This window comes from Arthrobacter sp. ov407 (genome assembly GCF_900102895.1).
GTDB lineage: Bacteria > Actinomycetota > Actinomycetes > Actinomycetales > Micrococcaceae > Arthrobacter.
This window is the reverse complement of sequence record NZ_FNGD01000011.1, coordinates 1-13516: the sequence shown is the minus strand read 5'-3', so window position 1 is coordinate 13516 and position 13516 is coordinate 1. Positions and strand designations below refer to the sequence as shown.

13 protein-coding genes are annotated in these 13516 nt (G+C 65.0%); 5 read left to right on the top strand and 8 right to left on the bottom strand.

Annotated features, from left to right (window positions below):
- Positions 1–65 precede the first annotated feature (65 nt).
- Both BLS42_RS14430 and BLS42_RS14425 read left to right on the top strand, forming a co-directional pair.
- Positions 66–788, top strand: coding sequence for a DsbA family oxidoreductase (locus BLS42_RS14430; protein WP_090582320.1), 723 nt, complete (start codon positions 66–68; stop codon positions 786–788).
- A gap of 132 nt (positions 789–920) precedes the next feature.
- Positions 921–2243 carry a nicotinate phosphoribosyltransferase gene (locus BLS42_RS14425; protein ID WP_090582318.1) on the top strand — a complete coding sequence of 441 codons (1323 nt, stop codon included), beginning with the start codon at positions 921–923 and terminating at the stop codon, positions 2241–2243.
- Between the two features lie 157 nt (positions 2244–2400).
- On the opposite strand, the gene BLS42_RS14420 is transcribed toward BLS42_RS14425, so the two are convergent.
- Positions 2401–2943, bottom strand: a complete 543-nt coding sequence (locus BLS42_RS14420) for an ArsR/SmtB family transcription factor (protein WP_090582316.1) — start codon at positions 2941–2943, stop codon at positions 2401–2403.
- Between the two features lie 75 nt (positions 2944–3018).
- On the opposite strand from BLS42_RS14420, the gene BLS42_RS14415 reads away from it, so the two are divergent.
- Positions 3019–4269 (top strand): MFS transporter, encoded by a 1251-nt coding sequence (locus BLS42_RS14415; protein WP_090582314.1) that lies wholly within the window; start codon positions 3019–3021, stop codon positions 4267–4269.
- A 158-nt stretch (positions 4270–4427) separates the two neighbouring features.
- Here the strand turns inward: BLS42_RS14415 and BLS42_RS14410 are convergent, their stop codons facing one another.
- From BLS42_RS14410 to BLS42_RS14385, 6 genes are all read right to left on the bottom strand, one after another.
- Entirely contained in the window at positions 4428–6236 is a 1809-nt protein-coding gene (locus BLS42_RS14410) for a hypothetical protein (RefSeq protein WP_143019202.1), read from the bottom strand.
- A gap of 230 nt (positions 6237–6466) precedes the next feature.
- A complete protein-coding gene (locus BLS42_RS14405; protein ID WP_090582310.1) occupies positions 6467–7846 on the bottom strand; it encodes a glutamate decarboxylase in 1380 nt (459 codons plus the stop codon).
- Positions 7847–7877: 31 nt separating this feature from the next.
- Positions 7878–8579 (bottom strand): hypothetical protein, encoded by a 702-nt coding sequence (locus BLS42_RS14400; RefSeq protein ID WP_090582308.1) that lies wholly within the window; start codon positions 8577–8579, stop codon positions 7878–7880.
- On the bottom strand, positions 8572–9948 hold the full coding sequence (locus BLS42_RS14395) for a chloride channel protein (RefSeq protein WP_090582306.1): 1377 nt from the start codon (positions 9946–9948) through the stop codon (positions 8572–8574). Before BLS42_RS14395 ends, BLS42_RS14400 begins: the two co-directional genes overlap by 8 nt.
- 308 nt (positions 9949–10256) lie before the next feature.
- Positions 10257–10643 (bottom strand): nuclear transport factor 2 family protein, encoded by a 387-nt coding sequence (locus BLS42_RS14390; RefSeq protein WP_090582304.1) that lies wholly within the window; start codon positions 10641–10643, stop codon positions 10257–10259.
- A gap of 145 nt (positions 10644–10788) precedes the next feature.
- Positions 10789–11295 carry a GNAT family N-acetyltransferase gene (locus BLS42_RS14385; protein ID WP_090582303.1) on the bottom strand — a complete coding sequence of 169 codons (507 nt, stop codon included), beginning with the start codon at positions 11293–11295 and terminating at the stop codon, positions 10789–10791.
- 287 nt (positions 11296–11582) lie between these two features.
- On the opposite strand from BLS42_RS14385, the gene BLS42_RS14380 reads away from it, so the two are divergent.
- Together BLS42_RS14380 and BLS42_RS14375 are read left to right on the top strand one after the other, a co-directional pair.
- Positions 11583–11885 (top strand): DUF4193 domain-containing protein, encoded by a 303-nt coding sequence (locus tag BLS42_RS14380; RefSeq protein ID WP_090582301.1) that lies wholly within the window; start codon positions 11583–11585, stop codon positions 11883–11885.
- Between the two features lie 110 nt (positions 11886–11995).
- Complete coding sequence (locus tag BLS42_RS14375; protein WP_143019200.1) at positions 11996–12445, top strand: RDD family protein; 450 nt, start codon at positions 11996–11998, stop codon at positions 12443–12445.
- A gap of 144 nt (positions 12446–12589) precedes the next feature.
- Here BLS42_RS14375 and BLS42_RS14370 read toward each other — a convergent pair whose 3' ends face one another.
- Entirely contained in the window at positions 12590–13183 is a 594-nt protein-coding gene (locus BLS42_RS14370; protein WP_090582297.1) for a hypothetical protein, read from the bottom strand.
- Positions 13184–13516: the final 333 nt, after the last annotated feature.

Genomic DNA, 13516 nt, shown 5'->3' with positions numbered 1-13516 from the left:
CAAGCCGTGACGAAGCCGACAGGCCGCCGGGGAATGGACCCGGCGCTGGCGGGGTTGTTGCCGGCATGAAGATTGAGATCTGGTCCGACGTCGCCTGCCCCTGGTGCTACATCGGCAAACGCCGTTTCGAAACCGCCCTCGAGGCCTTCCCGCACCGCGATTCCGTGGAGGTGCAGTGGCGCAGCTACCAGCTGGACCCCACGCTCCCGGAGCACTATGACGGCACCGAACTGGACTACCTGAGCACGCGCAAGGGCATGGCGCCGGCGCAGGTCTCGCAGATGTTCGAGCACGTCGCGGCCCAGGCCAAGGGCGAGGGGCTGAACTACCGGTTCGACGCCGTCGTGGTGGCCAACAGCTTCACCGCCCACCGGCTGATCCACCTCGCCGCCGCGCACGGCAGGCAGGACGCCGCGAAGGAACGCCTGCTCAGCGATCACTTCGAGCACGGCAAAGACATCGGCAGCCAGGAGTACCTGACCGCCCTGGGCCTGGACCTCGGGCTCGACGCCGGCGAACTGGCGGAACTGTTCAGCACGGACGCCTACGCCGACGCCGTCCGCAACGACTTCGCCGAGGCCCGCGCCCTGGGCATCAGCGGCGTCCCGTTCTTCGTGATTGACCGGAAATTCGGGCTCTCCGGCGCCCAGCCCGCGGAGACCTTCAGCGCGGCCCTCGAGCAGGCGTGGCAGGACAGCCACCCGCTGGTCATGGTGGGCGCCGATGCCGGAGACGCTGCGGACACCGCCGAATCCGGCGCCTGCGGTCCCGACGGCTGCGCCGTCTGAGCCCGGCGTCGTCGATTTCGCCGGAAACGCCCGAGTTCGCCGGAAGTTTCCGACGACTCCGCACGTTTCCGGCGAACTCCGGCCATGACCCCGACCTGCTGCTCCGGGGGCGGCCCCGGCCTAGAGTGGAGCATGGACACTTCGGCCGGCCCGGGCGGACGCCGGACCTCCCTGTTTACCGACCACTATGAGCTGACCATGTTCCAGGCGGCCCTGCACTCCGGGGCGGCACACCGCAGGTCCGTCTTCCAGGCCTTTGCCCGGGGGCTGCCGGCCGGGCGCCGGTACGGCATTGTGGCCGGCACCGGCCGGCTCCTGGAGGGGATCGCGGACTTCCGCTTCGACCAGGACGACCTCGATTTTTTGGCCGGCGCCGGCGTGGTCCATCAGGACACGCTGGACCATTTGGCCGCCTTCCGGTTCTCGGGTGACATCTGGGGTTACCCGGAGGGTGAAGCGTATTTCCCGCACTCCCCCGTCCTGATCGTCGAATCGACGTTCGCCGAGGCCTGCGTCTTGGAGACCTACGTTCTGTCGGTGCTGAATCATGACAGCGCCATCGCGTCGGCAGCGTCCCGGATGATCAGTGCCGCCGGCGGCAGGCCCTGCATTGAGATGGGATCCCGCCGCACGCACGAGGAAGCGGCCGCCGCAGCGGCCCGCGCGGCCGTGATCGCCGGCTTTTCCGGCACGTCCAACCTGGCCGCCGGACGGCGTTACGGCCTCCGGACCATCGGCACCGCGGCCCACTCCTTCACCCTGCTCCACGACTCCGAGCGCGAAGCTTTCGCCGCGCAGCTGGCCTCGCTCGGGCCCGGCACCACGCTGCTCGTGGACACGTACGACGTCGAAGCGGCCGTCCGCACCGCCGTCGACCTCGCCGGAGACAGGCTCGGGGCTATCCGGCTCGACTCCGGAGACCTCGTGGCCCAGGCGCGGTGGGTCCGCGAACTCCTGGACAGCCTCGGCAATATGCACACCAGGATCGTGGTGACCTCGGACCTGGACGAATTCTCCGTCGCCGCGCTCCGGTCTGCACCGGCAGATTCCTATGGCATCGGCACATCGCTGGTGACCGGATCCGGGGCGCCCACGGCCGGGATGGTCTACAAGCTGGTGAGCCGGGCCGGTGACTCCGGTGAGCTGACCGCCGTGGCGAAGACCTCGAAGGACAAGATCAACATGGGCGGCCGCAAGTTCGCCGTGCGCCGCCTCGATGACCGCGGCACCGCCACCCACGAGGTCCTCGGCGTGGGCCACGCGCCGGCCGCCGGCAGGAACGGACGCCCCCTCCTGCAGCAGTTCATGAAGGGTGGCGAAATCCTGCCCGGCTGGACCGGGCCGGACGCGGTGGGACGGGCGCGGGAACGGCACATGGCCTCCATGGCTGAGCTGCCTCGGGTGGTGGACCGGCTGCAGCCCGGCGAGCCGGCCATCCCCACCATCTACGATTAAGGCTGCCCCTGCTAGTTCGCAAGGCCCGTAGCTCATGCCCGGGGCCCGCCCTGCAGCGTGTGCCTGCTACCTTGCTGTGTGCTGTCGACGAGGCACGGCCGGCCTGACAGGCCTCACGTTGTGCCTCGGCAAGTCGTTTCCTGAAGGGGCCGACGATCTAGTCTGACGACCGGTGCAGGACAAAGATGCCGCCGTAGGCGGGCTGATCCGATCGCTGCCGATCACTTTCGGTGTATTCGCTCAGCACAGCGTCGATGCGCGTGATGAGGTCCTCAGCGTCTTCCTTTGAGAGGTGTAGAACGAAGCGTGAGAGGCTGGTGAGCGCGTCCGGCCCTGCTTCCGTGAGCTCTTCCCGAAACGCCTCGATCGGTGCCAGCGGGCCGTCCGGACCAGCTTCACCCAGTGCGGTGTCCAGATTCCAGGACCGCCCCGTGGAACGATACGGCTTCTCCAGCGCGCCACTCGCTCCCGTGCGGACATCGGCGGGTTCAAGGAATCCGGTGGAGAGCAATTGCCGTACGTGATAGAGCATCGTTCCCGGATCCTGACCCAGCCGGTCGGCGAGTTGCTTGTTGGTCAGTTCGTGGAGCCCGCACAGGCGCAGGATCCTCAAGCGCAGCGGATGGGCCAGCGCCTTGATTTCCCGGGCGCTCGCGGCGGGTTTTTTCTCTTCCGCGCTCGTCTGCTCTGCGTCCGTCATGTACCCCATCCTACAAACTGATGTACTAGATTCAACCACCTTGAATTTTCTCAATCAATAGGGAATGGTTCACCTATGACTGGTCACGCTGCGCAGGTGAAAGAACGGCGTCGTGCGCCGCTGGGTGCGTCCTACTGGAAGCTATGGACTTCGTCCGGGCTGTCCAACCTCGCGGACGGCGTCTTCAAGATCGCGCTGCCGCTGCTGGCCATTCAGCTCACTCAGTCGCCCACGCTGATTGCCGGGCTGACCGTCGCAGCGACGCTTCCCTGGCTTCTCTTCGCCCTAACTGCCGGAGCGCTGGCCGACCGGCTGGATCGGCGCAAGCTCATGCTGTGGGCCAACCTCAGCCGCGCGATGCTGCCCGCCTTGCTGGTCGCCGTCGTGCTGCTGGATTTCGGCTCCATTTGGGCTCTGTACGTTGTCGCATTGATGGTGGGTGTGGCTGAAACGCTCTACGATACCTCCGCGCAGTCGATCATGCCCCAGGTGGTGCACAGGGATCAGCTTTCGCGCGCCAACGGCCGACTCTACGCCGTCGAGCTCACCGCCAACCAGTTCGTTGGTCCCCCGCTGGGTGGGCTGCTGGTGGCCATCGGCGTTGTTGCGGGCCTTGCCGTGCCGGCGGCACTGTGGCTTGCGGCCGTCGGCGGCCTGCTCCTGATCCCGGGGGCTTTTCGCATAGAGCGGGAGCAGAAAACGACACTGCGATTCGACATTGGTGAGGGTTTGCGGTTCCTCTGGAACCAGAAGATCCTTCGCACGCTCGCGGTGATGACCGGGGTGTTCAACTTCGCATCCAGCGCGGCTTTCGCAGTCTTGGTGCTGTTTGCCGTGGGTCCGGCTTCAGAAATGAAACTGTCCGAAGTGGGGTTCGGCCTACTTTTGACGGCCTCAGCTCTCGGCGCCTTCCTTGGCTCGTTCATCTCCGAATGGGCGGAGGCCAGGCTGGGTCGGTCGAAGTCCCTGACGCTCACGATCTTCGGAGTCGCGCTGTTCGTAGGTGCGCCCGCCATGACCCACAACCCCTATGTTCTTGGCCCGATCCTCTTTGTGGGCGGCATACTGATCGTGCTGTGGAACGTCATCACCGTATCCTTGCGCCAGCGCATTACTCCCAACCGCCTACTGGGCAGAATCAACAGCGCCTACCGCCTGCTGGCTTGGGGCACCATGCCGCTCGGTGCAGCAGCGGGCGGTCTGCTGGCCCAATGGCTGGGCCTGCAGGCCATGTTCGGCATCATGGGAGTGCTGACCCTCGCGCTACTCGGGATGATGCCCATCCTGACGGACAAGGCAATTGCCGCGGCCGACGTCGAATCCTAAGTTGCTTCCCAGCGCATCGACCCGGGAATCCAGAACTGCCCGCGGGTACTGACCCTCGCCTAGCCGGTCACAACACCCGGGTCCGGGATCATCATCGCCGCCGAAGACCTCGCGATGCTACACGTGGAACCGAACCTCGCGGGTATCGTGCCCTTCGATCAGCGCTGAACGCGTTTCTGGGCAGAGGTTGTCCAAATGCCGGTGTACCCCTCCTTGGTTCCCCGCACCTGGACTTTTATGGCTTGACCGCGGTCAGCGGCCGCGATCCGGTAGGTGGCCATAGTGGCGCCCCTGATCGGCTGGTTGTTCCGGTACCACTGATAGCGAAGCTGTGTTCCGGGGGTCCACGAGCCGGCATGGGCTGTTAGCGTCCGTCCCGCTTGCGGGGTTCCCGTTATACCCGGCGCAGGGGCGGTCAGTATGCCGTAGTTGATGAGGTGCTCGGCGCCTTTCCTCGTGACCGTCGTGTAAAAGGTCTGCGCGCCCGTGACCCGCACCTGCAGAACCGCATGACGATCCTTGGCCGGCACGGCATAGCTTGAGCGTGTGGCGCCCTGAATGGTCTGGCCGTTACGAAGCCACTGGTAGCTGAACTTGGTCCCAGCGGTCCACCCGGGGGTAGACGCCCGCAGGGTCACTCCGACGCGCGCGCTCCCGGAGACAAGCGGTTCAGCGGACTTCAGGTTAACGAGCGGGATTTTCACCACGGAGGCCTTGGCTTCGTTGGAGACATAGCCGGGACTGCCCGTTCGAACCACTGCCTGAATAGTAGCTCCGGCGTCAGAGGCCGCCAGGGTGTATGCCGCTGTGATCGCACCGGGCACAGTCTTGCCGTTGCGCAGCCAAGCGTATGTGACTGCCTGTCCCGCAGGCCATGGATTGTTAGCGGTCAGCCGGTAGCCGGGTTGGAGTCTTGGCTGCAGTTCTGCCGCCGTGTTCACGAGCGTGTCGCCGTGGACATAGCCGCTGCGCCGGTCCTCTGGCAGGGGCGCGGGACCGACCGTGATAACCGCAGAGGCTCCCCTTACACGGGCGCCGGCCTCGATGAACTGGAATCTCTGCCCCACGTCCGTCGGTGCGGGATACCAGGAATCCGGTGCCGCTTCCCGCGTGGACGTGAAGCTTCCGTCCGAGCGCAGCCGGTACCACCCGGACCTCGTACTCTGTTCCGGCGCGGTACGGACAACCCGGACTGCGTGATCGCTGTAGGGCATTGCCTGCCCAACAGTCACGTCGTTGAATCCGCCCGCGTCTTCAACGGTGCGGGCCAGCATTGAGGACCGCTCGTGCACCGTGCCGTCCGGCCATGTCCCGGTGACAACGATCCGCGACACGCTGCCTGCCGCCGGGATGTATTCTCTGCGGTCAGCCACCGGGGTCCCGTCCTCCAGGAGCCAGCGGTAGGTCAGGACCGCTCCCTTACCCCAGGCCGGGAAACGAACCTCAGCTGGAACTCCGGCCTTGAACGCCCAGGGCACCTGCGGCGTCGGGGCAGCATGGGTGGGATGGCCCACCAGGACTTCCCATCCTGCCGTGCGGTGCAGCGACAAGTAGGGCTGGTATATGGTCCGTGAGTAGAGCGGCGGCTGGGCTCCCGTGGGGAAGCGCGGAACCATTTCCATCACCGGGGTGACGTAGGTGAGCCGCTGCAGCCCTTCCGGCAAGGACCCTTCCGGCGTGAGAATGGTCACCGTGTAAGTTGTGGACGCACCATTAGCTGCCCCGGCTTCGATGCCGGCCTTGTCTACGCTGACTTTCGTGGTGATACCTTGGTCGTTTTCAAACGTGAGATGCATGTGGGCCAGCACGGCCTGCTGATCCCCCTGGCATCCAATACTGACCTGCATCCGCAACTCGTCACCGGCAACGATGGTTCCCGGCAAAGCCAGGGATTCGAGGGTGCCCACTGCCCCCGAAGATTCTGCTCCGCAGGGGTACGGCGAGACCGCAATGGCAGGGGATGCCACCACCGTGCCTGACAAAACCACGATTGCGGCAAGACCTGCAGAGATGACAGCACGTACAACACGGCCCACGAATTCCCCCAACGTGATTAACGATTCGTCAGAGTATATATGCAGCCTTCGTGCTGCATCAGGGCATCAACAGAACGGGTTGCAGGTCAGGGCATCTCGTCGCCGTGCCGGATGCTGGCCGGCACCTGTTGTCGGATCCAGATGGACTACGGCGCACTGGGTCAATGGCCGGATCCGGTGACGATCTTGTTTCGTTCGGATTCGTGCGCGCCGCCCTTCTTCGCCAGCGTGGAGCACGCCTCTTCGATGTCTCGGGCGAGCGTGTCGACGTGCTCGCGGCTCATCGTTTCCTTGACCAGGGCCCGCATGATCGTCACGTCTTGGGCGTTCGGCGGCAGGGTGTACGCCGGCACCATCCAGCCGCGCTCGGCCGAGAGCTGCCAGGCAATGTCGAACTCGTCGTACCCGGTGTCGGCGGCGAGCCGGAACGCGACCAGGGGAAGTTGCTCCTCGTCGGGGCCGATGATCTCGAACCGACCCATGGCCTCCAACTTCTCGGCGAGGACGCGGGCGTTGGTCTGCATGTTCTGCATGATGTAGGTGTAACCCGCGCGACCATAGCGCACGAAGTTGTAGTACTGGGCGAGAACCATCGCCGAGCCGGTGGAGAAGTTCAGGGTGAAGGTCGAGTCGGTCTTGCCGAGGTAGTTCTCCTCGAAGACGAGGTCCTTGGCCAGGTCGGCCTTCTCCCGGAAGATCAGCCAGCCGATGCCGGGATAGACCAGTCCGAACTTGTGCCCGGAGACATTGATCGACCGGACCTGCTCGAGCCGGAAGTCCCACTCGGAGTCCGGGTAGAGGAAGGGCCAGACGAACCCCCCACTGGCCCCGTCCACGTGCAACGGCACATCAAGGCCTCGCTCACGCTTGATCCGCAGCAGCAGGTCGTTGATGCCGACGATGTCGTCCTTGTGCCCGGTGAACGTCGTACCCAGCACGGCTGCGACACCGATGGTGTTCTCATCGATGTGGGCCTGCACGTCGTCCGGGCCGATCGTGTACTTCCCCGGCTGCAGTGGCACGATTCGTGGCTCGACGTCGAAGTAGCGGCAGAACTTCTCCCACACGACATGCACGTCGCCGCCGAACACCAGGTTCGGGCTCGACGTCGACGCGCCGGCGGCCTCGCGACGCTTGCGCCAGTTCCACTTCAGGGACAGGCCGCCGAGCATAATCGCCTCGGACGATCCCTGGGTTCGGGCTCCGGTCGTCTCGCCGGGCGCGTGGAAGAGGTCGGCGAGCATCCGAATGCAGCGCTGCTCGATCTCGGCCGTGCGGGGATATTCGGCGTGGTCGATGAAATTGCGGTGCAGGTTCGCGGCGATGATCTGCTGGGCCTCCGGCTCCATCCACGTCGTCACGAAGGTCGCCAGGTTCCGGGCCGGATCACCCTCCAGCTCCAGGTCCTCCGACACCAGCCGGAAAGCGTCCTGAGCAGGAAGGCCGGTGTCCGGGAACTCCCGGCTCGGAACCTCCTGGGTGACAAATCGGTTGCCGAACAGTGCCGCGTCGGCATCCGTTGGCTGGAAATTAATTGACATGACTTCTCCTTCAGAGACTGTTGAAAAGGTGTTACGGATGAGTTCCCCGGCCTGCAGGAGACGAGGCATCGGTGGATTCTGGACTCAGCATCAGAATCGCGCCGGTGAGGAAGCACAGGCCTCCCACGAATGTGCCGAGATTCGACAGCTCGGCGTTCCAGACATCGCCGCTCGACGGTATGACAAAGGCCGCGACAGCCGAGATGCCGAACGCAACGGAGCCGGCCACGTTGATCACGCCGATCTTCCACGTTCGAGTCCTCGGCCGGCCGGCAATGGCGCCGCGACCGGCATCCCGCAACGCCACACCGCTTGAAACGAGGAAGGCGACTGACCCCAGAGCGTCGGGTCGCCACACCTGCTGCTCGGTCAGCGCCGCACTGAGATTGACCCGCATTGCGTTTGCCGTACTCCAGTTGAACCACAGCGTGCCGGCAAGTTGAACCGCGCCAGCGAGCCAGCCGAGATTCCGCGGCGCCCACACCCAAAACGAATGGCGCCGCGTGGCACCCACGGCCGGGAGCGCGTCAACGGCTTCGCGGTACTGCAGGAACGCCGCACAGGTGAAGAACAGCGAACCGACGAAGAATGTGACTGCACACAAGCGCAATCCCACGGCCTCGGCGTATAACGGCACCGCTCCCAGGGCGAACAGACTCGAGCCAATGATGAACAACCAGGCGATCCGCCGGTCCCGTACGGTCAAACGGCCCGCGCCCGAGATCTCAGTCATTGTCGGCCCTCGAGGGAGCCCGACGTTGGACACTGCCGGCGTCGTCAGGCGCCGCGGACGCCCTCGGGCCCGGGACCGGGAGCACATTGGTGATCACGAAGGCCACCACCACAGCCACCACCACCTGGGGTGTTACGGCCACACCGTCAGCCCCCAGCAGCAGAGTGGCCAGCAGCGTCGACGTCAACGGCAGCCGCAGCATAGCTGCACACATGGCTCCCATGCCCATGCCGATCGCTGCCGCCAGATTCATTCCGGGCAACCCACTCGCGGCAATACCGAGCGCCGCACCGATGAACAACGACGGGAACACCGGCCCACCACGAAATGCGCTCAGCGAGAGTCCGTAGACCAAGGTTTTACAAGCGATCAGCAGGACCAGCACAGCAAGCGAGTAGTCCGCGCCGTGTTCCACCAGATCCGGAAGTGCGTCCTGCCCCGAGAACAACACCTGCGTGAAACTGTGCCCAGAGATCAGCTGGTACGCCATCGCGGTAAGACCGATCAGCAAGCCGAGCGCAGACGTCACGAACAGCCGGTTCAGATGCACGACCGGACGAAGCGACAGCGCGACCCAGCGGATCAACCATCCCAACAGCGCGCCGACCGCGCCCATGATCACCGCCCAGCCCATCGACGCCAACGTCGGCGGCACCGCAGGCGGCACCGCGGGCAGCGCCAGCGAGAAGCTGCCCAACCCGGTCCAGCCGTCCAAGCCAACGAACACCAGCGCCCCGACGCCAGAAGCGAGCAGCCCGGGCAGGGCCACCAGACTCAGCGTCATTCCCCCGATCCCTGCGGCCTCCATGATCAGGAATGCACCGAGCACGGGAGACCCGAACAGGGTACTGATCGCTGCGAAGCTGCCAGCCGACGCCATGATCGTCAGGGCCATCGGCGGAGCGTCCTTCTTCACCAGGTGCACCGCCAACGCCCCGAGGCCTGAGCCGATCGCGATGAGCGGCCCCTCGGGCCCGAGCACCGCACCCAGGCTGAGCGTGGTCAGCGCCGCGAGAACGATGCCCACGAGCTCCCGACCGCTGGGCGGACCGCCGCCCGTCTTGAATCCGAAAGCGGGTGAGTGGCCCCCCGTTCCCGGCAGATATCGGATGGTCAACGCCGTCAAGAGCCCGCACAGCACCAACCACGGAACCGGCCACCACGCAGGAGCAGGACCCCCGAGGACTTGATTCGGCAGCTCGTCGAAGACGAACCTCTGGACCGCCGCGACCAAAGCGAGAAAACCGTACGCAATGATCGAGATGGGAACGCCCAAGACCGCTGCCAACACGAGCGCAGCGATGTACGCCCTAGAACGAATCACGGCGACCGGATCGATACTGGGCGCCGACGCGGCAGGCTCGCTCATTCCCGGCAACCTGGCGCGCGGGTGACGATTCGGGTGGCCCCGAATTTCCTTCTTCTAGATCGGGTCGACTGGTAACAGTTGGGCATCCCTACTCCCTCCGCTGGCCGTCCGCTGGACGGCGGGAGCCTCTAGCGAGGTCTCACAAGCGATTGAGTCCGGTCCATCACATGTTCTCCAAGCTAGCGCTTCCAGCGGGGGCAGTCTTCACCCAATGCGGGTGAAAGAGAACCAAAGAACACTGACGTCCTTCGCGGACGTCGAACGGAGTGAAACCAGGCACTGCCTGCGCCGAAGATGACTGGTGATCTTTATTGGACCGGCGGCGTCCGCGCGTTCAGGGACTCATTCACGGGGGCGAAGGCGACCCGATCCAGGACAAGTTCGATCTCGCGGATCTTGTCTGCGTTGATGGTGAGCAACTCGATGCACCTCACGGCACCAGCAGCCGTATCGGTGACGAAGTCGTACACGACGCAGGCACGGTCCTGCGCGGTGAAGACCTCCCGAATCTCGTTGCGGACCAGCACCGGGAGAAGGCGCTTAAGCGCCGCAGTCCACCCGGCCTTGTCGAGGGTGGTGCCGGCGAAGGTGGCCAGGAGATCCTCACCGAGCAAGTTTTCAAGGGCGTCCATATCGTGGGAGCCAACGGCCTGGATGTAGGAGCGTGTGATCCCTTCGACGCTGGAGTCCGGCATAAGAGATCCTTTCTTGAGCAGCGGAGGGGGCCCGGCAGGCGTCATGGGCAAGCCAAGAACCCGCGGGTGGTCACCTCGTTTCCCCGAAGCCTAGCGGCCGGGGAGTCGGACGGGAAGCTCCGCACATATGAGGTTCCGAACGGAGCTATAGGAGCGCGGCTGTCATCTGAATGCGACGACCGTACCGGTCGAGTCCGAATCGCTCCTCCACCTCCGCGAGGTGCTTGTGGAAGTCGGAGACCGGCTTTGTTTCGACGAAGCCGACGCGCGCGTAGAAGGGCCCGTTCCAGGGGACTTCGGCATAGGTTCGCAAACTTATGCACTCGTATCCGCGGCGACGTGCCTCGTTCTTCGCGGCCTCGACGAGAGCCCGGCCGTGTCCGCGCCGACCGTGCTCGGGCAGCACCGACAACTGCTCCATGTGGGCAGCCTGGTCGTGTTCGAGGACGTGCACGAACCCGATAACGGCGCTTCCCTCGGTCTCTTCCGCGACCAGGATGTAACCAGGCTCCGCCGCTCTCGACCCACCGGCCGGAGCCGGCTCCCATCTGTGGGGTGTCAACCGGTCAATGAGCAGCTGGTCGGCGGCGTTCTCTATCTGCTCGATCGCCGCATTGTCGGTTGGTGCTGCGAGGCGGATATGAAGGGTCACCGGAAAATTCTACGGCCCGTCCCCATAGACGGTCGATCCTCCAACGTGGTAGAGACCCGCCAGCGGATCACGGATCTGAAAGAGCAGCCAGAAGACGGCCTGGCCCGTACCCCTTCACCCCCCGACCACTGTGCCGCTGCGACAATCCGGCGACGACAGGTCCAGACCAACTGCACGAGCGGCATAAGCGACGCTGAGGCGCGCCCACGGTGGCGGAGCCTCCCGCTGCAGCGGGCGTCCGGTAGGGTCCATTCCGAACAATCATCCAGAGGAAATGAGAAGCTACCGTGGCAGCCGACTACGACGAAGTGAAACCCGATCTCGCGGAATCCCGCAACGCGTCCCTGGAGGCCCTTAAAGAGGCCAACTCCCCCGACGCCCGCAGCGTTGTCATGGAACTGGACGAAACAGAGACCGTCGACGGCGTCGAACTCCCCGGCGCCGACCTTTCCGGCGAAGAACTCGTCATCCAGGTCATCCCCCAGGCGCAGGATGAGTTCACCTGTTTCTCCTGCTTCCTCGTCCGACACCGCTCCCAGATCGCCAGTGAGAAAAACGGCCACCGCTGCTGCACTGAATGCGCAGCCTGACCCACTCTCTCCCCGTTGCCGCTGACGCTGAGGTTTCTCTAGATGGCCTCGCCCCGCCCGGTCACGGCGGGTTCGAGGGACTACCGGCCGTTGCGTGCCAGAATCACTGCGTGGATACCCCGGACCCCCTGACAGTGAACTGGCCCTCAGTCCTGTTCGCGCTTCTTGTCGATTCGCTCCTCGTATGGGTCCCGGCCAGCCTGGTTTTCTTTCTCGCTCCCGAACACGCGCTGCCGCTCGCAGCCGGGTCCGCGCTGGCCACCGTGGCAGCCAACTGGACGCTCTACTCCCACGGAACCACGCTCGGAACCTATCTGGCCGGTTTTCGGATCCGGACCCGGAATGGACAGGCACCCGGGCGCACTTACGGGCTGGTCCTCGCCTTGCTCACGTTCGCATCAGTACCCGCGATAGCGGTTCTGATAGCCGTCAACTTCGCTCCAGGCAATGACGCTTCCGGCCCCTTGGGTAGTCCAGCCAGCTACCCCCTGTTCGGGGAACGGACGAGCAGACGGAGACTTCTTCATGCCGCAGACGACTACTGGGAGCGGTGGAGCTGATCCCTGCGGCGCACTGGCGTGACCGGATCGGTCGTCCCGCGGCGAGGGTGACACTGTTGGGGAGGCGCTTTGTGTCTGCTGTGGCGCTGGTCGGGGTCACGGTCGTTGACTGGGTGGTGGCCGCGGCTTTGCCCATTGCCGGATCTACCGGGGTTGCGGGCCGCCGCTGCGGCGGCCGGCCTCGGTAACGGTGGCGATGATCGCTGTGACGAGGACGCCGAGCGCGCTGAGGACGACCAGCACGAGGGCGGTGCCAGCCCAGTGTGTGACCGGAGGCTCGGGAGTGAACGAATCGGCGGCGTCGATGCTCAAGCCCAGGGTCCACCAGACGAACGCTGCCGAGGCGGCCCCCACTATCAGGGAGGCGAGCAGGACGAAGTGCGACCAGTGGGTCTGCACTCCCGTCCGCGTCAGGACAGCGATGACAGCGGCGGCGACGCCGAGCCCGGCCAGCAGAGTGACGCCGCCGAAAATCAAGGCCAGGGCGGCCACGACCGCCAGCAGCAACCAGGCGACTACCGCAGGGACAACCCCGAACTGTCCGAGCAGGAGCCGGCCCGTCTGGCGCACCCGGAGGTGGATCGCCATCCGGACCGCGCCGCGGCTGATGCGGTCAGCATTTGCGCCCGCCGTATCCGCCGCCTCAATGTCGCCCTGCCACTCTTCGCCATACCTGGCCCGGTCAGAGGCCGGGGTTAGCCGGGTGACCCTTTGGAGGCGGCGCTTGATCTTAGTCATTAGGACTCCTTCGTTCCATGTGCTGAGACCCGGTCGAGCTGACAGTCGGCCCATTCGCGCCCGGCCGGAAGCAAAGGGTCAATCCGCCTGCGCGTTCCATGGTGGTCGAGGTCGGCCTCGCTTGGCAAGGCTTGGAAAGTCTCCACGGGAAGTCCGCCCCGTAGAACTTAAGCAGGGACATCTCCGGTTATGCGGCTCATCGCGCACGGCACTCGTTCGTTCCGAAAAATTAGAGTCTGGGACTGCCCCGGCTTTTGTTGACTCGGGGTCTTAGGCCGCTGTGAGCGCGGTCCGGTTGATTGTTTCATATTCGATTGGCGTTAGTTTTCCCAG

Bases quoted from the DNA above. Each gene is read 5' to 3' on its own strand.
- BLS42_RS14420 (WP_090582316.1), bottom strand. From the start codon at position 2,943: ATGACGGACGCAGAGCAGACGAGCGCGGAAGAGAAAAAACCCGCCGCG.
- BLS42_RS14430 (WP_090582320.1), top strand. From the start codon at position 66: ATGAAGATTGAGATCTGGTCCGACGTCGCCTGCCCCTGGTGCTACATC.
- BLS42_RS14395 (WP_090582306.1), bottom strand. From the start codon at position 9,948: ATGAGCGAGCCTGCCGCGTCGGCGCCCAGTATCGATCCGGTCGCCGTG.
- BLS42_RS14415 (WP_090582314.1), top strand. From the start codon at position 3,019: ATGACTGGTCACGCTGCGCAGGTGAAAGAACGGCGTCGTGCGCCGCTG.
- BLS42_RS14425 (WP_090582318.1), top strand. From the start codon at position 921: ATGGACACTTCGGCCGGCCCGGGCGGACGCCGGACCTCCCTGTTTACC.
- BLS42_RS14405 (WP_090582310.1), bottom strand. From the start codon at position 7,846: ATGTCAATTAATTTCCAGCCAACGGATGCCGACGCGGCACTGTTCGGC.
- BLS42_RS14370 (WP_090582297.1), bottom strand. From the start codon at position 13,183: ATGACTAAGATCAAGCGCCGCCTCCAAAGGGTCACCCGGCTAACCCCG.
- BLS42_RS14390 (WP_090582304.1), bottom strand. From the start codon at position 10,643: ATGCCGGACTCCAGCGTCGAAGGGATCACACGCTCCTACATCCAGGCC.
- BLS42_RS14400 (WP_090582308.1), bottom strand. From the start codon at position 8,579: ATGACTGAGATCTCGGGCGCGGGCCGTTTGACCGTACGGGACCGGCGG.